The organism is Kosakonia sp. Marseille-Q7440 (genome assembly GCF_965119485.1).
This window is the reverse complement of sequence record NZ_CBCPLT010000002.1, coordinates 1,233,696-1,255,472: the sequence shown is the minus strand read 5'-3', so window position 1 is coordinate 1,255,472 and position 21,777 is coordinate 1,233,696. Positions and strand designations below refer to the sequence as shown.

Sequence of the window (21,777 nt, the reverse complement as noted above, 5' to 3'; positions counted from 1 at the left end):
GTCAGATTGTCATCATTCATTCGCCACAAGGACCCGCAGAAAATGACCCAACATTTCAAGTGTATTGGTATTGTCGGGCACCCGCGCCACCCTACCGCGCTCACCACACATGAAATGCTCTACCGCTGGCTGCATGCCAAAGGCTATGACGTGATGGTTGAACAGCGCATCGCCCATGAGCTGAAACTCGCGAATGTGAGAACCGGTACGCTGGCGGACATTGGGCAGCAGGCGGATCTGGCGGTGGTGGTTGGCGGCGATGGCAATATGCTTGGCGCGGCGCGCACGCTGGCGCGTTACGACATCAAAGTCATTGGCATCAACCGCGGCAACCTGGGCTTTCTGACCGATCTCGACCCCGATAATGCGCAGCAGCAGTTGGCCGATGTGCTTGAGGGTCACTACATCGCAGAGAAACGGTTTTTGCTGGAAGTACAGGTGTGCCAGCAGGATTGCCAGAAGCGCATCAGCACTGCCATTAATGAAGTGGTGCTGCACCCTGGCAAAGTGGCGCACATGATTGAGTTTGAAGTCTATATAGATGAAGTTTTTGCCTTCTCCCAGCGCTCGGATGGCCTGATTATCTCCACACCAACTGGCTCCACGGCCTACTCGCTCTCAGCGGGTGGCCCGATCCTCACCCCTTCGCTGGACGCCATTACGCTGGTGCCGATGTTTCCGCATACCCTCTCGGCGCGTCCGCTGGTGATTAACAGCAGCAGCACCATTCGCCTGCGTTTTTCCCATCGCCGTAGCGACCTTGAAGTGAGCTGTGACAGCCAGATCGCGCTACCGATTCAGGAGGGTGAAGATGTGTTAATCCGCCGTTGTGACTATCATCTGAACCTGATTCACCCGAAAGATTACAGCTATTTCAACACGTTAAGCTCAAAGCTCGGCTGGTCAAAAAAATTGTTCTGAAAAGAGGCTGCGGGGCTTTACTGTATATAATTCCAGTTTATACTGTACGAAAACACAGTTATGGTTTTTCATACAGGAAAGCAACCATGTTGGCACAACTCACCATCAGTAATTTTGCTATCGTTCGTGAGCTTGAGATCGATTTTAATAGCGGGATGACGGCTATTACCGGCGAAACCGGCGCAGGTAAATCCATCGCGATTGACGCGCTCGGGCTCTGCCTTGGCGGTCGCGCTGAAGCTGACATGGTACGCGCCGGCGCACAGCGCGCCGATCTCTGCGCTCGCTTTGCCCTGAAAGATACCCCCGCCGCGCAGCGCTGGCTCGAAGAGAATCAGCTTGAAGATGGACGTGAGTGTTTACTTCGCCGCGTCATCAGCAGCGATGGCCGTTCCCGCGGCTTTATCAACGGCACTGCCGTTCCCCTTTCCCAGTTGCGCGAACTGGGTCAGCTGCTTATCCAGATCCACGGTCAGCATGCGCATCAGCTGCTGATTAAATCCGAACACCAGAAAACCCTACTCGATGGCTATGCCGGTGAGTATGTGCTCACTCAGCAAATGGCAGAGCGCTACCGCGCCTGGCATCAGAGCTGTCGTGAACTGGCACAGCACCAGCAGCAGAGCCAGGAGCGCGCCGCGCGCGCCGAGCTGCTGCACTACCAGTTGAAAGAGCTTAATGAGTTCAGCCCGCAACCGGGCGAATTCGAACAGATTGATGAAGAGTACAAGCGTCTCGCTAACAGCGGACAGCTGCTCTCCACCAGCCAGCATGCGCTGAACGTGCTTGCCGATGGCGAAGACGTTAACCTGCAGAGCCAGCTTTACAGCGCCCGCCAGCTGCTTACAGAGCTGACCGGGATGGATACACGTCTCTCCAGCGTGCTGGAGATGCTGGAAGAGGCGGCAATCCAGATCAGCGAAGCCAGCGACGAGCTGCGCCACTACTGCGACCGTTTAGACCTCGATCCGAACCGCCTTTACGAGCTGGAGCAGCGTATCTCCCGCCAGATCTCGCTGGCGCGCAAGCACCATATCGCGCCGGAAGAGCTGCCGCAGTTCCACCAGTCTCTGCTGGATGAGCAGCAGCTGCTTGAAGACCAGGCGGATTCGCAGGAGACGCTGGCGCTGGCCGTTAGCCATCACCACCAGCTGGCGCTGGAGAGCGCACAGCAGCTGCATGCGCAGCGCGTGAAGTATGCGCAGGAGCTCAGCCAACTGATCACCGAAAGTATGCACTTACTCTCCATGCCGCACGGCGTGTTTGAGATTGATGTGGCGTTCAATGACCATACGCTGACGGCGGACGGTGCGGATCGTATTGAGTTCCGCGTGACCACCAACCCAGGGCAGCCGCTCCAGGCGATTGCTAAAGTGGCCTCCGGTGGTGAGCTGTCACGTATCGCGCTGGCGATTCAGGTGATTACCGCTCGTAAGATGGAAACCCCGGCGCTGATCTTCGATGAAGTGGACGTGGGTATTAGCGGCCCGACAGCTGCTGTGGTCGGTAAAATGCTGCGCCAGCTTGGCGAATCGACGCAGGTTATGTGCGTAACGCACCTGCCGCAGGTGGCCGGCTGTGGGCATCACCACTTCTATGTCAGCAAAGAGACTGATGGTGCCATGACAGAAACCCATATGCAGCCGCTGGATAAGCGTGCGCGTCTGCAGGAGCTGGCGCGTCTGCTCGGCGGCAGCGAAGTGACGCGCAACGCGCTGGCGAATGCCAAAGAGCTGCTGGCAGCGTAAACTTTTCGGTAATATGACGGTCTGACTTCTCGACAAAACGACAACAGACCCGGCCACAAAGGTTTTAAACTGGCGAAAGGTCTATTATTATCGGCATATTACATATGAGCCACGTACTGTTCGGGCCCGAAAAGGAATCAAATCACTATGCGCTGTAAAATGCTGACTGCTGCCGCAGCGGTTCTTCTGATGTTGACCGCTGGTTGCTCCACTCTGGAACGCGTGGTTTACCGTCCGGATATCAACCAGGGGAACTACCTGACGCCCACCGACGTTGCCAAAATCCGTGTGGGCATGACGCAACAGCAGGTTGCGTACGCACTGGGAACCCCGATGATGAGCGATCCGTTTGGCACCAACACCTGGTTCTATATCTTCCGTCAGCAGCCAGGCCATGAAGATGTGACTCAGCAGACGCTGACTCTGACCTTCAACAGCAACGGCGTGTTAACCAATATCGACAACAAACCGGCACTAACCAACCAGCGCTAAGTTTGAAAAAGCGGTAAACGCCAGCCGGTTTAACTGCCTGAAAAAGAAAAAGGTGCTCAGTGAGCACCTTTTTTGTATCTCGCGCCAGGCAAAGGAGTTACGACTTGTTTGCCGCTTTCTCGTTCGCCGCTTTTTCAGCACGCTGGCGACGCAGCTCTTTCGGATCGGCAATCAGCGGGCGGTAGATCTCCACGCGATCGCCATCATTTACAGTGTCGTGCAGCTTCACCGTCCGGCTGTAAATACCAACCTTGTTCACCTTTAAGTCGATATCTTCGCGCAGCTCCAGCAGCCCGGATGCGCGAATCGCCTCTTCGACTGTCGCGCCCACTTCCAGCTTCACCCGCAGCAGATACTGCTTTTCCGGCAACGCGTAGGCCACTTCGACGGCGATTTTACCCGGCACGATAAACCTCTTTCGCGCGATGGGTAAACGCCTGCACCATGTTCGCCGCCAGCTCTTTAAAGATGCGGCCGAAAGCCAGCTCAATCAGCTTATTGGTAAACTCGAAGTTGAGCTGAAACTCCACCCGGCACGCATTCGAGCTAAGCGGGGAAAAGGTCCAGCCGCCGCTCAGCGACTTAAACGGGCCATCCACCAGGTGCATCAAAATGCTTTTGTTAGCTTCCAGCGTGTTGCGCGTGGTAAAGGTCTTGCTGATCCCCGCTTTTGACACGTCCACGGCCGCCGTCATCTCCGTCGGCCCGGAGTCCAGAATTCGGCTGCCGGTACACCCCGGCAGAAACTGCGGGTAGGAGTCCACATCGTTCACTAACTGATACATCTGCTCAGCGCTATAGGGCACCAGCGCAGTACGGCTAATCTGAGGCATAAGGTTTTCCGCATTCACACAATCGTTAAATAATAACATCTCCCCCGGTTGAAAGGAAAACGCGTTGCCCTAACTCATGCTAAGATAACCCGTTCAGCCTCACAGGACGCAATGAGGTCAGTTTCAGATATCAGATTACCGGATGGCTCCACGATACTATGACGAAGAAAAAAGCATATAAACCAGGTTCAGCCACCATTGCGCTGAACAAGCGCGCCCGCCATGAATACTTCATTGAAGAGGAGTTTGAGGCCGGGCTTTCATTGCAGGGCTGGGAAGTAAAATCCTTACGTGCCGGTAAAGCCAACATTGGTGATAGCTACGTGATCCTTAAAGATGGCGAAGCCTATCTCTTTGGCGCTAACTTCACGCCGCTGACCGTCGCCTCCAGCCACTATGTTTGCGACCCGACGCGCACGCGCAAGCTGCTGCTCAACCAGCGCGAGCTGGATTCACTCTACGGCCGCATCAACCGCGAAGGTTACACCGTGGTTGCGCTCTCCCTCTACTGGAAGAACGCGTGGTGTAAAGTGAAGATCGGCGTGGCGAAAGGTAAGAAACAGCACGACAAACGTACCGATGTGAAAGAGCGCGAATGGCAGCTCGATAAAGCACGCATCATGAAAAACGCGGGCCGCTAAGTGCTCGCCCGCGCTGCCCTCTCACCCCGGGAGAGGGCATCAACTCTCCGCCCTACCGCTCGCGCAGCGCCTCATTAAGTTTATTCAACGGTTTAATCAGATAATCCATCACCGATTTTTGCCCGGTTTTAATCTCCACGTTGGCGATCATCCCCGGCAGGATAGGGAAACTTTTGCCGCTGCGGTTCTTCAGCTCCGCGCTCTGCGTGCGAACATAAACGCGGTAGTAAAACTGATCGCGGCGCACTTCATCCTGCAATGTATCCGGCGAGACCACCTCAACAGTGCCTTTCAAATCGCCATAAATAGAAGAGTCATAGGCCGTCACTTTGACCGTCGCCGGTAAACCGGGGCGAATATAGGCGATATCGCGCGGGTTGATGCGCGTCTCCACCAACAGTTGATCCTCCAGCGGCACAATCTCCATCAGCTTGCCGCCCGGCTGCACCACCCCGCCCACGGTGTTGATCTGCACATCTTTCACGATCCCACGCACCGGAGAGTTAAGCACCGCGCGATCCAGCTGATCTGCTTTGCCCGCCATCACCTGTAGCTGCGCATCGAGATCGGCATTGTTCTTCACCTGCTCTTCGCGGGCGCGCACCGCAAACTGGTTACGCGCCTCGTCGATTTTTCCCTTCAGCTCCGTCGCCTGGCGTTGCAGGCGGATCACTTCGACATCGCTCGCCGCGCCCTTTGCCACCAGCGGCTGCGTCATGCGCAGCTCCGACATCACCAGCTGATGCGTTTTTTGCAGATTCGCCACCGTCTCGTTGAGGTTGCGCCGCCGCGACTCATACAACTGCCGTTCGCGGGCGACCAGATCCGGCTCGCGCATCGACTCGGCGCTAAAACGCAGCGGCTCGCCGGTCAGCTCCGAGCGCAGACGCTCGCTGGAGGCACGCAGTGCCCGCACACGTGCCGCCGCTTCGCCATAGTTAGACTGGAAACGGGTCGGATCGAGTCGCGCCAGCATCTGCCCGCGCTCAACAATATCGCCCTCCTTCACCATCAGGGCGCTGACAATCCCGCCATCAAGGCTTTCAATCACCTGCGCATGGGTCGAGGGGGTAATTTTGCCAGTGCCGACCGTCACTTCATCAAGAATGGCAAAGGTCGCCCAGGCAATAAACACCACCAGGCCAAGCAGCGTCAGCCAGATCACCGACGAGTAGAAGCGCCCCTGACGCGCCAGCTCATCCTGCATTGAGAGTTGACTCATTTCCCGCTCCTCAGACGATGGACGCCACGTTACTGTTGCGCGCCGCCTGTTTCAGCAGCGTATCGCGCGGCCCATCGGCCACCACTTTGCCGTTCTCCATCACCACAATCCGATCCACCAGGTTGAGCAGCGCCGGGCGATGGGTTACCAGCACCAGCGTGCGTCCGGTGAGCCACTGTTGTAGCTGGCGGATCACCCACGCTTCCAGTTGCTCATCCATGGAGGCCGTTGGTTCATCCAGCAGCACAATTTGCGGATTGCGCACAATCAAACGGCTCAGCAGCACCATCTGCCGCTGGCCGCCGGAAAGCCCGCGCCCGCCCTCATTAATCAGCCGATCGAGGCTGGCGGCATCCTGCTGCACAAGGTTGATCGCCCCGCTGATGCGCAGCGCCTGAATCAGCTCCGCCTCGGTGGCATGCGGATGCCCGAGCATCAGGTTCTGACGCAGCGTGCCGAAAAAGAGGCGCGAATCCTGCGACAGATAACCCACCTGGCGGCGCACATCGGTCGGATCGATATGCGCCATATCGACGCCATCAATAATCACTTTCCCTTTGCTGGCCTGCGCCTGCCCGGCGAGCAGTTTTAACAGCGTTGATTTCCCGGCGCCGGTTTTGCCGAGGATCGCCACCCGCTCGCCCGGTTTGATCTCCAGTTCATTAATGTTGAGCGCCAGATCGCCCTTCTCTTCGTCATAGCTGTACTGCATCTGCTGCAACTGAAAGTGGCCTGCCAGCACCGGGCAGTGCGCCATCTTCTTATTTGCCTCTTTATCGAGCGGCTTTTTCAGCAGATCGTTAAGGCCGCTCATCGCCGATTTGGCATGCTGCCAGCGGGAGAAAACCATAGTGAGCTGCATCAGCGGCGCAATGGTGCGTGACGAGAGCAAACTACAGGCCACCAGCGTCCCGGTAGTAATGTCGCCATCGATCACCAGAAAGCAGCCAAACACCAGCATCCCGGCATAGGTGATCTGCTGCACTGTCGAAGCCCAGCCGCTCAGCCGTGCGCCCCACACGCGCTGCTTCATGCCAACATTGGCCCCCACGGCGTGGGTGTTTTCCCACTGCCGCTGGAAGTAGGGCTCCGCCTGTAGCGCTTTAATGTCCTCCACCCCTTCGATGGACTCCACCAGCACCGCGTTGCGAATTGCGCTCTCACGCATCCCCGCTTTCGCCAGCTTCGCCATTGGCCACTGCACCAGCAGCCCGGGGATGATAATCAGCGGAATGGCAATCAGCGGGATAATCACCAGCGGGCCACCGACCAGTGCCATAATGCCGAGAAACAGCAGCACAAACGGGATATCCATCGCCGCGCCGACGGTGGTGGAGGTAAGCAGTTCGCGCACCTGATCAAGCTCGCGCAACTGGGAGATAAACGATCCGGTCGATTTGGGTCGCGCATCGTTTTTGATTGCCATCGCGCGGGCAAAAAAGAGCGATGAGACATTGAGGTCGATATGTTTGCCCATAATGTCAGAAACATGGGTACGCGCGAGGCGGATAAAGAACTCCAGCGCCGCCGCCAGCAGGACGCCGAAAAAGAGCACCCACAGCGTCGGTAGGGACTGGGCCGGGATCACCCGGTCGTAAACCTGCATCGAGAAGAGAATACCGGCCAGCGCCAGCACGTTGCCGACCACCGAGGCGAGGGCGATCTCCGTAAGCTTGCGTCCGCTGTGGCGGAAGTGCTTCCAGAACCAGTGCGCCTCCCACGGGCGGGTAAAATCATCAATACGCGAATCGCGCCCGCGCGCGGCGATGCCCAGCATCACCACCTCAGGCTTCACGCGGGTGAGCAGCGTTTCCAGCGGCTCTTCGCGCACCAGATCGCCGCCGTTATCGAGCCAGTAGGTCGCCAGCCCGTCGGCATCCAGCGACTCGAGCAGCAGCAACTCACCGCTCTCCAGTTGCACAATCACCGGCAGGTTTTGCGCATTCCAGCGCATGCGGGCGAGAGGCACACTGCGCACCTGCAACCCCATTAATCCGCTCAGGCGCTCAAGCTTTGCGCTGAGCGGCAGCGCTTCAAACCAGCGCATCTGTTGACGCACCGCGGGCGCATCGGCGGGCAGACCAAAGCGTCCTGCCGCGCGCACCATCACATTAATCCAGCTTTCGGTATCCGGCTCTTGCATTACCACTCCAGTGTTGTGCGCTTACAGCGCGGGCAGGTCATCGCCCACGGTACGACTACGTTCAACCCCCAACATATCAAGCAGGTTGTCTGCCGCGGCGGCATAGCGCACGGCGGCGTCCCAGGCGTCATAGCGCGCGGTAATCGACGCGGTATCGGCCTGGAAGACATCCTGTTCAATGCTGAGCAGGTCGTTCAGGCTGCGCTTGCTCAGCCGGTACTCATCACGGTAGACGCCGCGCGCGCGTCCGGCGCTGTTGGCCTGCGCCTCGCCCGCCTGCTGGCGCAGCTGCGCGCCGGTCAAATCGGCCCACGCCGTGGCCGCCCGCTGATTAACATCCAGCTTGCTGGCCTCTACCGCCGCCTGCGCATTGGCGCGATCGCCCTGCGCGGCATCAACGCGGGCGCTCACCGCCCCGCCCTGATAGAGCGGCGCATCAACCACCAATTGCACCTGGTCATCCCAGTAGCTGCTTTGATCGTTCTGATAACGGGTGCGCCCCGCCTGCACCGAAAGCGTCGGCCAGTGCTGCGCCTGCGCCTGGCGAATACGCTGCTCGGCCGCCTGCTGTTTCGCCTGCGCGCTGCGCACGGTGTTGTTGCGCTCATAGGGCAGCGCATCGAGGGTGATATTTTGTTTAAGGAGATCTTCAGGCAGGTCGGGCAAGTTATCGGCAACCACGCCGGTCAACACGCTGAGCGCCGCCTGGGCGGAGCGCATCTGCGCCTCATATTGCGCAAGCGAGGCCTTCACCCCGGCGATGCGCGACTGCGCTTGCAGTCCATCGGAGGAGGAGCTTAATCCCGCTTCGGAGCGCAACGTCGCCATCTCCAGCACGCTCTCCAGCGAGTGGATATTGTTGCGTGCCGCGTCAGCCAGCGCCTGGTAGCGCTTGACCTGCAAATAGGCTTGCAGGGTCTGCATCCCTACCTCATTGAGCGTGCTGTAGAGATCGTAGCGCCAGGCATCAGAGAGATTGTGCTGCTCATCGATGCTGCCGCCGGTTTTGCCAAAATCGTAGATCAGCTGGCGTAAGGTGACGCCGCCGGAACCGTTGTTATTTAATGACCCGGACGAGTCGGTGCGGTGCGAGCGCCCCAGGTTGCCCTGCAAAGAGAGCTGGGGGAACCAGGCGCTCTCCGCTTCGGTTAAATTTGCTTTGCCCACGCGGATCTGTGCGGCCGCCTGGGCAATTTTTGGATTACGGGCAAAGGCGCGCAAAATCGCGTCTTTGATCGTAAGCTGCGCCGCGCGCTGTTCGCTCGGCGCCCTCTGCCAGCGAAAATCCTGCTCTTCGCCGGGTGCTGCTAATAAACTCGTAACGGGCATAACCAACAACAACAACAACCCTACCGCTCTTTTCATTCATCCACCCCTGGTGCGCCCGTAATGACCTCTTCCTTAATGCGCCTCATCCCTGAGGCGGCAGACCGTCAGACCATATTGACGTGCAGGCCATGCTGGATCAGCACATCGCTGAGGGTATTGGCCTGCGAACTGTTGTGATAAACGTCGAACTGAATGCCATCCACGTCGCGCTGCCCGCTGATAGCCCAGGTATCGCTGACGCCATGTTTGAGGTTGATCTCATCCCCGATGCTGCCTTTGATCAGCAGATCATCTTCCGGTTTGTCGGTGATGCTCAGCGCCTCGTTAACATCCAGCGTGACGCTGTTGCTGCCCGATTTACCGAGATCGATAACCTCGATATTGCTGACTTTGCTCCCCAGTTCGATCAGGTTCAGCAGCAGGTTGGCACCGTCAAGCACCAGCGTATCCGTCCCCGCGCCGCCATCGATCTGCACAAAGCCGAGGGAAGAGAGGTGGATGGTGTCATTGCCGCTGCTCCCCTCCACACTTTCGCCGCTCTCACTGGTGCCATCGGCAAGATCGATACTCAGCCCGCCAATGGTGTAGCTCTCGTCGCTTGCCGGGGCAGCAGCCGCCGTTTCCGTCTCTGGCTGACGCGCCGTCTCCACCGTGGCCGTATGCTGCGTATTCAGGCTGTCACTGCTGGTGGGGTCCGACTCTTCACTCGCGCTCGCTGCCAGCAGTGAGAAGCTGTTGGCCTCGGCCATTAGCGACGCGCTGGTGCCCGCCGGTGGAGTGGTGGTCGGGTTGCTGCCGTTAAGGCCGACGTTGAGATAGGCCAGGTTACCCGCCATATCCGCGGTATAGAGGTTCACCACCGTATTGAGCGAGAGGATTTTCGCCAGATCGAGGCCGACATCAAGCTGCGTCGACCACTTGCCGTCCGCGCCAACAATCGCCGTCGCCATGGCGAGGTTGAGTAAATTAACGTGAACAATCGCCCCTTGATTGAGATTAGTTGACGCACCGCTGATCGTCAGTTTTGCCGACCCTACCAACCCTAGCAGGACGTTGCCGAGGACACTGGTCAGGTTGGTAATCGGGTTAGTGCTGAGCGTCGGCTGGGTCAGTTTCACCTGCACATCGGCTTCCGTCGCGGTGGTGTTGCCCACCCGGTCGGTGACCGAAATGCCCACTTTCGTCGCGCCGCTACTCAGCCCCTGCAACAGGGTTTTGTTTACCGTCGCCGTCCAGTTGCCGTTCGCATCGACGGTGGCATTGATTGCCGTGCCGCCAACGGTCACCACCACTTTCGAGCCGCTGACCACCCCGCCAATTTTGCCGCCAATGACCTGGCCGTTCGCCGCTTCACTGATGTTCAGATAGCCATCGTTACCGAAGAGCGAGGAGAGAGAGATCGTCGGCAGATTATGGGTAATCACATCCAGCGGGCTGGTGATGTTCGCCACTTTGCCAGCGGCGTTCGTCACCGCGACGCTCACCGCCTGGGTACCGTCCGCCAGCGCGCTGAGATCGACCTTCGGTACCGTTACGCTCCAGCTGCCGTTCGATGCCACGGTGGTGAGGTAGTTTTTACCGCCAACCGTGACCGTCAGCTGCGAACCAACAGCGTTCTGGCTGGTGCCGGAGATCACCTGCGCGGTGGTGATATCCGCAAGGCTCAGCGCGCCATCACCAAACAGCGAGGTGATCGCCACCGTCGGCAGGGCCTGGATCGCCACGCTGGCGCTCTGCACCACATTGGCGATATTGCCCGCCGCATCCGTCGCGCTGGCAGAGACCTGCAGCGCGTTGTTGCCATCCTGCAGGTTTTGCAGTGACACCGCCGGGATCGCCAGCTGCCACTGGCCGTTAGCCCCCACGGTAGTGGTATAGGAGAGCAGCCCGACCTTGACGGTGATTTGGGTGCCCGCCGCCAGGTTGCTACTGGTGCCGGAGAGGATCGGGTTGGAGAGCAGATCGTTAAGATCCAGCGTGCCGTTGCCAAACAGCGTGTTGATACCGATCGAAGGCACCGCCTGCACAATGGCGTTCACCAGCTGGCTACCGGTCGCGGTGTTACCCACCGCATCGGTTACCGTTGCCGTCACGCTCAGTGTGCCATCTGCAATTGAAGCCAGCGCACCGGCAGAGAGTGCCAGCGACCAGCGCCCGTCGGTGACCGGCACCTGATAAGTTGTGCCGCCGACATTCACCGTCACCTGCCCGGAGGTCAGCCCGGTAACGGTGCCGGAGATAGTCTGCGCCGCCAGCGCTTCGCTCTGGTTAAGGAAACCATCGTTGCCAAACAGCGAAGTGATTGCCACCGTCGGCACATTTTTCACGCCGATAATCACCTGGCTACCGGCCGTGGTTGAACTGTTACCGTCCGGCGTGAGCAGCGTAATAGACGGCGTAAAGGTGCCATCCGCCAGCCCGGCAAGATCCGTCGGCGTCAGGGCAATAACGAAGGTGCCGTCGGCATTCACGACGCCATTAAAGACTTTCGCGCCAATCGCCACCTGCACGGTACTGCCGATCGGCGCACCGCTGGCGGCCCCGCTGATGGTCTGATTGACCAGCGAATCGGCCACGTTCAGCAAACCATCGCCAAACAGCGTCACGCTGTTGAGTACCGGTGCCACCAGGTTGACCTTCAGGCCTGCGCTCTGCGAGGCCTGGTTACCATACTGATCGGTGGCGGTAATGGTCACGGTTTGCGTACCGCTGCCCAGCCCTTGCAGCGCGGCTTTCACCGCATCCGGCAGGTTTACCGACCAGCGCCCGCTGTTATCGACATTGGTGGTGAAAGCGGTGGCATCACCAATCTTGATGGTCAGTTCACGCCCGGCAAGGTTAGTCGCCGTGCCGCTCAGCAGGCCGCTGGCAAGTTCAGGAATGCTCAGCACGCCATCGCCAAACAGCGGATCGAGAGAGATAGCCGGCAGGTTATGGCTGACGACGTTAAAGCTGGCATCACTCTTGATAACGTTGCCAAACTTATCGGTCACCGTCACGTTGGCAGTCGCCGTGCCGTCCGGCAGTGTGCTCAGCAGTTCAGCGGGAAGCGCAGCGCTCCAGTTACCCAGCGCATCCACGGTAGCGTTAATCGCCCGGCCGCCGAAGTTCACTACCACGCTTGTAACATTGGCGGCATTGCTCACCGTGCCGGAAAGGGTCTGCGCCACTGTGCTTTCGACGAGGTTAATCACGTTATCGCCCGCGATCACCACATCGTTGACCACCGGCAGATCGGTCAGCGCCAGTCCGACATCCACGGTTTCATACCGGGTATTGCCATTGGCATCAACCACACTAACTTGCAGTTGCAGGGTATCGGTAATCAGCCCCTGCCAGAGAGAAGGCGGTAGTGAGAAGCTGTAGGAGCCATCCGGCGCTACCGCCAGATCGTTAATGGTAAAGTCCGTACCAATCACCGTCAGCGAGACTTTCGCGCCGCGATAATCGCCACTCACCTTACCGGTAAGCAGTTGTGTGACCAATGATTCCGCGACGTTGAGGATCCCGTCGTTAAACACCTGGTCGATGGCCACGCCGAGGCCTTTGTTCAGCGCAACGTTGAGGGACAGATTATTGCTGGAGGTGTTGCCCGCCGCATCCGTTGAGGAGATGGTGACTACCTGCGGCCCGTCGGTCAGGGTAGTGAGATCGAGCTGCGGGAAGGTGTGGCTCCAGTTACCCTGCTGATCGACCGTGCCGGTCCAGCTTAATGGCCCAAGCTGAATCGTCACGCTGTTGCCCGGCTCGCCCTGCCCCTGCACCACCACGCCGGAGACGGCGTTAACGCTGTTCAGCACCGCCGGAACGCCGAGCGCATCCACCGCCAGCAGCGGCGCGGAGGCATCAACGGTGAAGTTCTGTGTGGCGTTCGTCGCGTTGCCCGCCGCATCGCTCAGAGTCGCGGTAATCGTGTAACTGCCATCTTCCAGCGCCGCCATGTCTGATGGCGGCACGTCGACCGACCACGCACCGTTAGCCACCAGCGCGGTGTAGGTTTTGCCATTCAGCGTGACGGTGACCTGGCTGCCGTTGGCATCCGAGGTGCCGCTGATGGTTTGCGCCACCGCTTTTTCACTGCTGTTGATCACGTCATCGCTGGTGAATTGCGTCATCGCCAGCGTTGGCGCGATGGTATCAACGACTACTGCTTGTGAGGCCGACACGCCTGGTTGGCTATCGCTCTGCACCGTCAGGGTGTAGTTACCGTCCGGCAGAGAGGCGCGCGGCACATCCAGCGTCCAGCTGCCGTCGGCGTTGACCGTCGCCGTGCCGAGCGTCGTTTGCCCATTCAGGATGGTCAACGTGGTGCCGTTGAGGTTAAAAGCCTGACCGGAGAGTCGCAGTGTTCCGCTGCTGAACTCGCTGGCGTTGACATAGTTGTCGCCAGCGACCAGATCCATATTCACTGAGTAGGTTGGCGGCGTGAGATTAATACTCAGCGTGCCGCCGTTAGTCGCCGTACCGACGTTGCCCGCTTTATCAATACCTTCAACGGTAATGGCACCAGCCTGAAGCTGTGCAAGATCGGTTGGCGTTAACACCAGCTCCCAGCTGCCATCGGCCAGCACGGTGGTTTCAAAGACATTTCCGCCTGCAAAGGTGACGCGCACCGTATCGCCGGTGGCTAAGCCGGTTGAGGTGCCGCCAATCGCCTGGCTGGTCTGGCTTTCAGCAAAATCGAGCAGGTTATCGCCCGCAAACGGCGCGGTGACGCTGACCGTCGGCGGATCAAGCAGCAGCGTGGTGGTGATGCTGGCAGTACCGACGTTTTGCGCGCCATCCGTGACGCTGACGGTGACGCTCTGCTGACCGCGCGCGGTAATACTGCTCCAGTCGTTAGCATCCATCGCCAGCGTCCACTGGTTGCCGTTCACCGTAGCGTTAAAGGTTTGATCGCCGATGGTCACTTTGACCTGCGCGTTAGCCGGGTAAGAGGTTGAGAAGGTGCCGCTCAGCGTGGTGCCCGCAGCCGCTTCAGCCGCGCTGACATAGCCATCGGCGAAGACCGGCGCAGTGATGGTGACCGACGGCGGCGTCAGTGCTACCTGGTAATCGACGGTGCTGGTGTTGCTGTTGCCATACTGATCTTCGGCGTAGATCGCGATCTGATGCGCGCCCGGCGCGAGAGATTGCAGCGTACCGGCCGGGAGCACCACCGACCAGTTACCGCTGGCATCGACGTTGGCGGTATAGGTAACGCCATCAACATCGATCTTCACCGTCACATACTGGTTCGGCCCGGTAGCGCCGGTGAGACCCGTTAGCGTCACCTCATTTGCCGCTTCGCTAATATTGACAATGCCATCGCCGAACGGATTAGTAACCGTCGGCGCAGGCACCGTGGTGTGCACCGTCACATCCGGGGTTTGCTGCGCATCGGTGGTGGCGGTATTGCCCGCGCGATCGCGCACCGTGACGCTAAACGCCAGCGAGTCGTTATCGCTCAGCGCCGCTAAATCGCCCTGCGGAACCGTTACCGTCCAGTCGCCATTCTCATTGACCGTGCCCGTGTAGGTTTTCGTGCCCAGCACCACCGACACGGTTTGCCCGGTGCCAGGCACCCCGGTGTTACCGGTGATGAGCTGATCGCTCTTGGTTTCAGCGCTATTAATGGTGAAATCGCCAAACGGCGTCACATAGTTGGCCTGCGGCAGCGCATTGATAATCGCTTCAAAGCTGCCCTGCCCGGTCGCCTGGTTATCTGCCGTATCAGTCACCGTGACGGTGACAGGCAGCACGCCATCCGGCAGCGCCTGCAACGTGGCGCTGTCGACATTCAGAGTCCAGGTGCCATCCGCATTGATGGTTGCCGCCAGCGGCGCGCCGTTGTTGATGCTGACGGTAACCGAGGCAACGCGCGACGGATCGAGGTTAAGCTGCCCACTCAGGGTTTGTGTACCCGCGGCCTCGGTGGCGCTGAGAATGCCGTCGGTAAAGAGCGGTGCCAGTTGCGGCTCAGGCAGCGGATCGGTGCGAATTTCAACGCTTACCGGGTCAGATATCGCCGTGTTACCCGCGCGATCGGTGACTGAGATCTGCACATTGTGCGTCCCGTCGGTGATGGCAATCAGCTGCGCCGGTGTCAGGGAGACGATCCAGTTGCCGTTGTTATCGACGGCACCGGTAAACTCCTGACCGTTATCAAGGATGATGCTTACTGACTGCCCGGGCCCATCCTGGCCGGTGGAGCCAGTCAGTTGCACACCGGCGTTAGCTTCCGCCTGGCCGAGAATATTGTCATCGCCAAACAGTGGTTCGGTAATCGTGGCCGTTGGCCGGGTAAGCACCACATCGAGGTTGCCATTGACCGTCGCCGGGTTACCAAACGCATCCACCCCGGTGACCGCCACGGTGTACTGCCCGCTGGTGTCCAGCGAACCCTGCGGGATCACCGCCGACCAGGCCCCATCGTTGACCTCACCGATATAATCTTTGCCATTGATGGTCACCACAACCCGCGTGCCGTTGGCAAGGCCGCTGGCACTGCCGCTGAGCGTGCTGTCGCTGGCGGCTTCATTGATGCCGACAATGTTATTGCCGAACATAGGATCGAGTGCCAACGTCGGGCCATCGACAGTTTTAACATTGATGTCGACCGGCTGCGGATTGCTATTGCCCGCGGCATCGGTGGTGACGAAGGTGATTTGCGACGAGCCCTGCGGCAACGCCTGCAAACTCCCCGCCGGGATCACCATGCTCCATGCGCCCTGCTCATTGACCAGCGCCGAGAGCGTGGTGCCGTTGAGGGTAAGCGTCACCGTTTCGCCTGGGGTACCGGTGCCGCGAACCGTCTGATCGACGGCCGCGTCGGCGATGTTGATATTGCCATCGCTGAGGAACGAATTCGCGACATCCACCGCCAGCGTCGGCGCGCTGAGATCAACCGTCACACTGCTGCTGGCGCTCGCCGGATTCAACGCGGCATCGACCGCCGACGCCGAGACGACATACGGCGTGCCGTTTGCCGTCTCCTGCAGTGCCTGCATATCGGCCTGCGGCACGGTAATGGTCCAGTTACCGCTGCTGTTAACGCTGCCAGTATAGGTTTTATTGTTAAACAGAACGGTGATGACCGTCCCTGCTGCCAGCGAGGTTGATGATCCGCTGATGTTCAGCGGCTGACCACGCTCGAGGGCGTTAATCACATCATCCTGCGCCACCGGATTAAGGGTAATGGTCGGCTGCGAGGCTGGCTGTGCGGCGAAGGTGACGTTATGGCTGGAGATGGTGCTGTTGCCCGCCACATCGTTCACCGTAACCGAGATGGCCTGGCGGCCATCCTGCACCTGTGCCAGATCTGCTGGCGGGACAGTGACCGACCAGCGACCGTCGCCGTTAACCGTCGCCGGATAATTTTTGCCGTTTAGGGTGACCGTCAGCGTCTGGCCTGCCTCGACATTCTGCGTAGAGCCGGAGATCGTTACCCCGCTCTGCCCGGTCGCTTCCGCGCGGTTAATGAAATCATCCCCGGCGACTTTATCGATCTGCACCTGTGGCGCATTGGCGGGAGAGGCGTCGAGCGTAAAGGTGTCGGTTTGCGTGCTGCTGTTACCCGCGGCATCGGTAACGGTAACGCGCACCGCGACCGGACCATCCGGCACGCCTGCCAGCGCACCGGCAGGGAGCACTACGCTCCAGGTGCCGTCCGGCTGGATAATGGCGTCGTAGTTCTGTCCGTTGACCAGCACGATAACGGTTTGCGCCGACTGCGCATCGTAGACGCCGGTACCGGTGATGGTGACCGCGCCAGCGGCTTCAGCGCTGTTAATGATGTTATCGGTGGTGACGTCGTCGATAGTGAAAGTGGGCAATACCGTATCGACGGTCATCGGTGCCGAACTGCTGACGGTGTTACCCGCCGCATCGGTGGCGGTTACCGTCACAGTATGGGGCCCCTGGGAGAGAGCACCGAGTTGCGCAGGCGTTAGCGGCAGCGTCCAGTTGCCGTTCGCATCCACCCGGGCGGTAAGCGGCGCGCCGTTATCGATACTAATGGTCACGCTCTGGCCTGCGCCAGCGATGCCGGTATTGCCCGCCAGATTGCCGCCCGCGGCCGCTTCCTGGGCATTAACCACGCCATCGCCGAACGGCGCGTTTACCACCGGTTGCGGCAGCACGTGGGTGATCAGGGTAAACGGCAGTTCGTTAGAGACAACCGCGTTGTTCTCATCCACCCCGGTGACCGTCAGCGTAACGGTGCCATCGGCAATCGCGGCGGCATCCGCATTCGGCACCGTCAGCTGCCAGCTGCCGCCCGCCGTTACGGTGGCGGTGTACTGCACGCCGTTCAGGGTTACGGTAATGGTGTTCCCTTCCGGGATACGCACCGAGGTGCCGCTGATGGTCAGGCCATCAGCAATGTCGGCAGCGCTGATACGGTTATCGCCATCGACCGGGTTAATAGCAATCGCGCTGGCGGTGGTATCGACGGTGAAGGTGCTGGATACGGGCTGTGACGCGTTGCCCGCGCTGTCCGTCACCGTCACTGAAATGGGGTAGGTGCCGTTGATCAGGCTGTTGATGACCGAAGGGGCGACCGGAATGGTCCAGAAACCATCCCCGCCTACCACGCCGGTCAGAACTTGCCCGTTCAGCGTGACGGCGACCGTCGCACCCGGCTCGGCCGGTACGGTGCGCCCGCTCAGGCTAAAGCCAGCGTTCTGCTCAGCCAAATCAATAATGTTGTCGCGGGCAACCGGATCCATCACCACGTTGGGCGCGGTGGTATCGACACTGACCGTGCGGATCGCGGTGGTGACGTTGCCAGCATTGTCAGTTGCAGTCACGATCCACGAACTTGCACCGTTCGCCAGGCCGCCCAGCGCAGCGTTATCAAGATTCACGCTCCAGCTGCCATTGGTAATGGTTGCCGGGTAGCTTTTGCCGTTAAGGGTGATAACCACCGAAGCCGCATCGCCAGAGGTGGTGCCGGAGAGCGTTACGCCATTGGCGATATTGTTGCCGTTGAGCACATCGGTGCCGTTAATCGGCGTTACGCTTAAGCTCGGCGGGGTTTTATCGACCGTGAAGTTGACGATGCTGCTGGCGCTGTTGCCCGCCACGTCGGTGGCGACCACCGTCAGGCTGCCCGGCCCTTCAGCTAAAAGATCCATCGCCCCCTGCGGCAGAGTGAGTGACCAGCTGCCGTCGAGGTTAACCACGCCGCTGAAGCGCTGACTATTGAGGGTTGCGACCACCGTCTGACCGGCGCCGCTAATATTGGTACTCCCGGTCAGCGTCTGGCTCTGGGCCGCTTCCGCGATATTTACCACGTTATCGACAAATGCCGGATCGACCGTGACGTTCGGCAGCGTATTAATCGCCACCGTGAAGTCATGGCTATCAATCAGCGTGCCGCCGCTGGTGGAGACCGTTGCCGTCACGGTCTGGGTGCCATCAGCCAGCGCCTGCAACGCCGCCGGATCGACTACCGTTTGCCAGCTACCATCGGTCTGGATCGTTGCCGCATAGTTCACGCCGTTCAGCGTGACGGTAACGACCGTGCCCGCAGGCAGCCCTGCGCTGTTACCCCGGATGGTTAAACCATCAGCCGCTTCACTGGCGTTGAGGTAGTCATCGCTGGCGATAATGTTGATCGCCACCGCATCGCTGGTGGTATCGACACTGAAGGGCGACTCAATGGTGCTGCTCTGCCCGAAACCGTCCGTCACGCTGACGGTCAGAGTTTGCCCGCCATCGCCCAGCTTTTGCAGTTCAACGGCCGGGAGCGTCACCTGCCAGTTACCCTGAATATCCGTCACGCCTTCATAGCGCACGCCGTTCAGGATCACGGTAACCACACTTCCCTCCTCCGCATTGGAGGTGCCGCGCAGGATCTGGTCGACTTTGATTTCAGCCGCATCAAGGGAGTTGCCGTCCGTCAGCGCCTGCACGCCGATTTCCACGCCGCTGGTTTTGACACTGATTGGCTGCGTAACGGTGGTGCTGTTGCCAGCGGCATCGGTCAGCGTAACGGTCAATGGGTAGCTACCGGTTTGCAGTGCGCTCAGATCGGCGGCAGGCAAAGGAAGCTGCCAGTTACCGTCGCTGCCCACGACCGTGGTGTAGGTTTTGCCATTCAGGGTGATAACGACGGTCTGCCCCTGCTCGCTGACGCCGCTTACGCCGCTTAAAAGCTGATCCTGGCTCAGCTCTGCGCCGTTCAGTTTGCCGTCGTTGGTCAGCGGCAGCAGGCTCAGCGCCGGGAACTGGGTATCGACAATCGCCGCCTCGGTGAGCGGCGTCGTATTTCCGGCCGCATCGCTGGCGTTAACCGTCACAGTGACCAGGCCATCCGGGATGGTTTGTAGATCGCCTGCCGGGATAGTCACTTTCCAGGTGCCGTCGTTATCCACCGTTGCCAGGTAGGTTTTGCCCGCCACCTGCACGGTGACGCGCTGCCCGATACTGGTCACGCCGGTGTTGCCGCTCAACACCTGATCGACGCCTTTCTCTGCCGCATTGAGATAACCGTCGCCAAACGGCGCATCCATGACCGGGTCAGGCAGGCGGTGAACCTGCACATTCAGCGTGCGCGAGTCCTGCGCGCTTTCGTCATTCAGCACCACCGTGGCGGTGATGACATTCGCCCCATCTTCCAGGCGCAGCAAGTCTTCCGACGGGATGGTGACGCTCCAGCGCCCGGAGGCATCAACGCTGGTGACTGGATAGTTAATGCCGTTGACGGTGACATAAATCGTCACCCCTTCGCCAAAGACGGTGGTGACGCCGCGCACTTCAAGCGGATTTTCCGCTTCGCTGGCGTTGAGATAGTCATCAGTAGAGAGAATGGCGATGGCGACACCGGTAAGAGTGGTGTCGACGTTAATCGGAACCGATCTGACGATCGCATTACCATCCGCATCGTTAACGCTGACGGTCAGGGCGCTGTCGCCCTGCGGCAATAAACCAAGATCGCCCGAAGGTATTGAGGTTTTCCAGCTGCCGTCCCCCATTACTTCGGCATAGTAAGTTTTGCCATTGAGGGTAATGGTCACCAGCTGGCCCGGCGGGATGTTGTAGGTCTGGCCGGAGAGCACCTGCGTGATAAGGATTTCGGCGCTGTTGATGATGTTATCGGTGGCAACCGGATTGATGGTGATATCCGGGGTATTGAAGTTAGTGCTGAAGCTGCGTGTCTCTTCGGAGACGTTACCGGCAATATCGACCGCGCGGTACAGAAGGGTGTAACTCTGCCGGTCTTCCAGCAGCGCCATGTCTGCCGCGGGAATAACCAGCTCCCACTGCCCTTCAGCGTTGGCAATCGCCGTGTAGGTGCGATCGTTGAGGGTGACAAAAATGGTGCTGCCAGCATCCTCTGCACCGACGTAGCCGCGGACAATTTTATCCGCCACGTGCTGATCCTGATCGAGGATATCGCCCGGTGTGAACTGAGTAAGCTCAAGCACCGGCGGCGTGGTACTGATCATGATTTCTGAATTTGCCGTGGCAACCGCACCCGAGAATGAGAACAGAGCAAATCTCAGAACATGGAAGCCCTGCCCAAAGGCGCTGATATCTTCAGGCATGAGTAAGACGTTCCAGCTGCCATCCTCCAGGACTGTGGTGGACCAGGTTTTTCCGTTGGCGCTGATGGTAACGGTACTGCCTGCATTCACCGCTTCCGTCACGCCGCTTAGCAGCTGTGGTTCGGTCGATTCAGCGAGGTTAATGATGTTATCGGAGGCAATGGCGTTGATCCTGAGGGTGGGGGTAACAGGCGTTTCACCGCCGCCGTTGTCTCCACCGCCGTTGTCGCCACCGCCGGTACCGTTGTCACCACCGCCACTGCCGTTATCACCGCCGCCATTGTTGTTATTGCTACCGCCACCACCGCTGTTATTCGCCGCAGCAGCCACGCCGACAATGCCACCAACAGCGGCCAGGCCGCCAAGCGCTGCCAGAGCCGAGAAGCCGCTGGCTCCCGCCCCCACCAACGATCCCAGCGCTACATCGCTGAATGCCGGAACGATGGTTTCGGCAGTGGCCGGTCCCGCGGCTGCCGCATACGGGAAGGCGGCCTGGTGTGTGCCGAGTTCATCCTCAAACACCATCTCGCTGTGCAGGCCCTCGCCATCCACGGTGAAGAAGCTGTTGTAACGCACCGTGGAACCATCTTTCATATGGACGATCAGGTCGTTCCCTTCACGCTCGAAGAAATTTACTGACTCCTGCGACGCATTAACGCGCACAATACTGGTGTCAGTTAAATTCACTACTCTGTCGCTGCCTTTCGCATATTGCGCAACAACATCGCCAGTTTTTTGGTTTATTACGTCGACGGAACCAGGAAGACTATTTTGCGTGGCCATATTTTCACCTCGGATGCGAAAGCAATATTAGAGCGCCTGCGTGCATCTGTTTTTGCGCAGGATTACGGTTTACCAATTCACCAGGATTGACAGGAAGCGGATGTGGGACATACGAGATGAAAAATAGCTAAGTC

At 59.3% G+C, this 21,777-nt stretch carries 10 protein-coding genes; 4 read left to right on the top strand and 6 right to left on the bottom strand.

Annotated elements, in window-relative coordinates; all coding sequences use genetic code 11:
- Positions 1-42: 42 nt before the first annotated feature.
- The 3 genes from nadK to bamE all read left to right on the top strand — a co-directional run bounded on the left by nadK (position 43) and on the right by bamE (position 3,161).
- On the top strand, positions 43-921 hold the full coding sequence (gene nadK, locus ACWPW2_RS19745) for an NAD(+) kinase (protein WP_023480522.1): 879 nt from the start codon (positions 43-45) through the stop codon (positions 919-921).
- A gap of 86 nt (positions 922-1,007) precedes the next feature.
- Positions 1,008-2,669 carry a DNA repair protein RecN gene (recN, locus tag ACWPW2_RS19740; RefSeq protein WP_312203697.1) on the top strand — a complete coding sequence of 554 codons (1,662 nt, stop codon included), beginning with the start codon at positions 1,008-1,010 and terminating at the stop codon, positions 2,667-2,669.
- 147 nt (positions 2,670-2,816) lie between these two features.
- Complete coding sequence (gene bamE / locus ACWPW2_RS19735; protein WP_023480683.1) at positions 2,817-3,161, top strand: outer membrane protein assembly factor BamE; 345 nt, start codon at positions 2,817-2,819, stop codon at positions 3,159-3,161.
- A gap of 97 nt (positions 3,162-3,258) precedes the next feature.
- Here bamE and ACWPW2_RS19730 read toward each other — a convergent pair whose 3' ends face one another.
- Together ACWPW2_RS19730 and ACWPW2_RS19725 are read right to left on the bottom strand one after the other, a co-directional pair.
- Positions 3,259-3,567: an RnfH family protein gene (locus ACWPW2_RS19730; RefSeq protein ID WP_023480665.1), complete on the bottom strand. Its 309-nt coding sequence runs from the start codon at positions 3,565-3,567 to the stop codon at positions 3,259-3,261.
- Positions 3,557-3,994, bottom strand: a complete 438-nt coding sequence (locus tag ACWPW2_RS19725; protein WP_023480643.1) for a type II toxin-antitoxin system RatA family toxin — start codon at positions 3,992-3,994, stop codon at positions 3,557-3,559. Before ACWPW2_RS19725 ends, ACWPW2_RS19730 begins: the two co-directional genes overlap by 11 nt.
- Before the next feature lie 158 nt (positions 3,995-4,152).
- Between ACWPW2_RS19725 and smpB the strand changes: the two genes are divergently transcribed.
- Positions 4,153-4,635 (top strand): SsrA-binding protein SmpB, encoded by a 483-nt coding sequence (smpB, locus tag ACWPW2_RS19720; RefSeq protein ID WP_023480573.1) that lies wholly within the window; start codon positions 4,153-4,155, stop codon positions 4,633-4,635.
- A 52-nt stretch (positions 4,636-4,687) separates the two neighbouring features.
- On the opposite strand, the gene ACWPW2_RS19715 is transcribed toward smpB, so the two are convergent.
- The 4 genes from ACWPW2_RS19715 to ACWPW2_RS19700 all read right to left on the bottom strand — a co-directional run bounded on the left by ACWPW2_RS19715 (position 4,688) and on the right by ACWPW2_RS19700 (position 21,643).
- The gene (locus ACWPW2_RS19715) at positions 4,688-5,857 is read right to left on the bottom strand and encodes an HlyD family efflux transporter periplasmic adaptor subunit (RefSeq protein ID WP_042712414.1); all 1,170 of its coding nucleotides are present in this window, start codon (positions 5,855-5,857) and stop codon (positions 4,688-4,690) included.
- Between the two features lie 10 nt (positions 5,858-5,867).
- On the bottom strand, positions 5,868-8,000 hold the full coding sequence (locus ACWPW2_RS19710) for a type I secretion system permease/ATPase (protein WP_454124895.1): 2,133 nt from the start codon (positions 7,998-8,000) through the stop codon (positions 5,868-5,870).
- A 21-nt stretch (positions 8,001-8,021) separates the two neighbouring features.
- Positions 8,022-9,329 (bottom strand): TolC family outer membrane protein, encoded by a 1,308-nt coding sequence (locus tag ACWPW2_RS19705; protein ID WP_454125288.1) that lies wholly within the window; start codon positions 9,327-9,329, stop codon positions 8,022-8,024.
- A 104-nt stretch (positions 9,330-9,433) separates the two neighbouring features.
- Positions 9,434-21,643: an Ig-like domain-containing protein gene (locus ACWPW2_RS19700; RefSeq protein WP_454124893.1), complete on the bottom strand. Its 12,210-nt coding sequence runs from the start codon at positions 21,641-21,643 to the stop codon at positions 9,434-9,436.
- Positions 21,644-21,777 lie beyond the last annotated feature (134 nt).

Excerpts from the sequence above, each read along its gene's own strand:
- ACWPW2_RS19725 (WP_023480643.1), bottom strand. The coding sequence starts at position 3,994 with ATGCCTCAGATTAGCCGTACTGCGCTGGTGCCCTATAGCGCTGAGCAG.
- ACWPW2_RS19700 (WP_454124893.1), bottom strand. The coding sequence starts at position 21,643 with ATGGCCACGCAAAATAGTCTTCCTGGTTCCGTCGACGTAATAAACCAA.
- bamE (WP_023480683.1), top strand. The coding sequence starts at position 2,817 with ATGCGCTGTAAAATGCTGACTGCTGCCGCAGCGGTTCTTCTGATGTTG.
- smpB (WP_023480573.1), top strand. The coding sequence starts at position 4,153 with ATGACGAAGAAAAAAGCATATAAACCAGGTTCAGCCACCATTGCGCTG.
- nadK (WP_023480522.1), top strand. The coding sequence starts at position 43 with ATGACCCAACATTTCAAGTGTATTGGTATTGTCGGGCACCCGCGCCAC.
- recN (WP_312203697.1), top strand. The coding sequence starts at position 1,008 with ATGTTGGCACAACTCACCATCAGTAATTTTGCTATCGTTCGTGAGCTT.
- ACWPW2_RS19715 (WP_042712414.1), bottom strand. The coding sequence starts at position 5,857 with ATGAGTCAACTCTCAATGCAGGATGAGCTGGCGCGTCAGGGGCGCTTC.
- ACWPW2_RS19710 (WP_454124895.1), bottom strand. The coding sequence starts at position 8,000 with ATGCAAGAGCCGGATACCGAAAGCTGGATTAATGTGATGGTGCGCGCG.
- ACWPW2_RS19705 (WP_454125288.1), bottom strand. The coding sequence starts at position 9,329 with ATGCCCGTTACGAGTTTATTAGCAGCACCCGGCGAAGAGCAGGATTTT.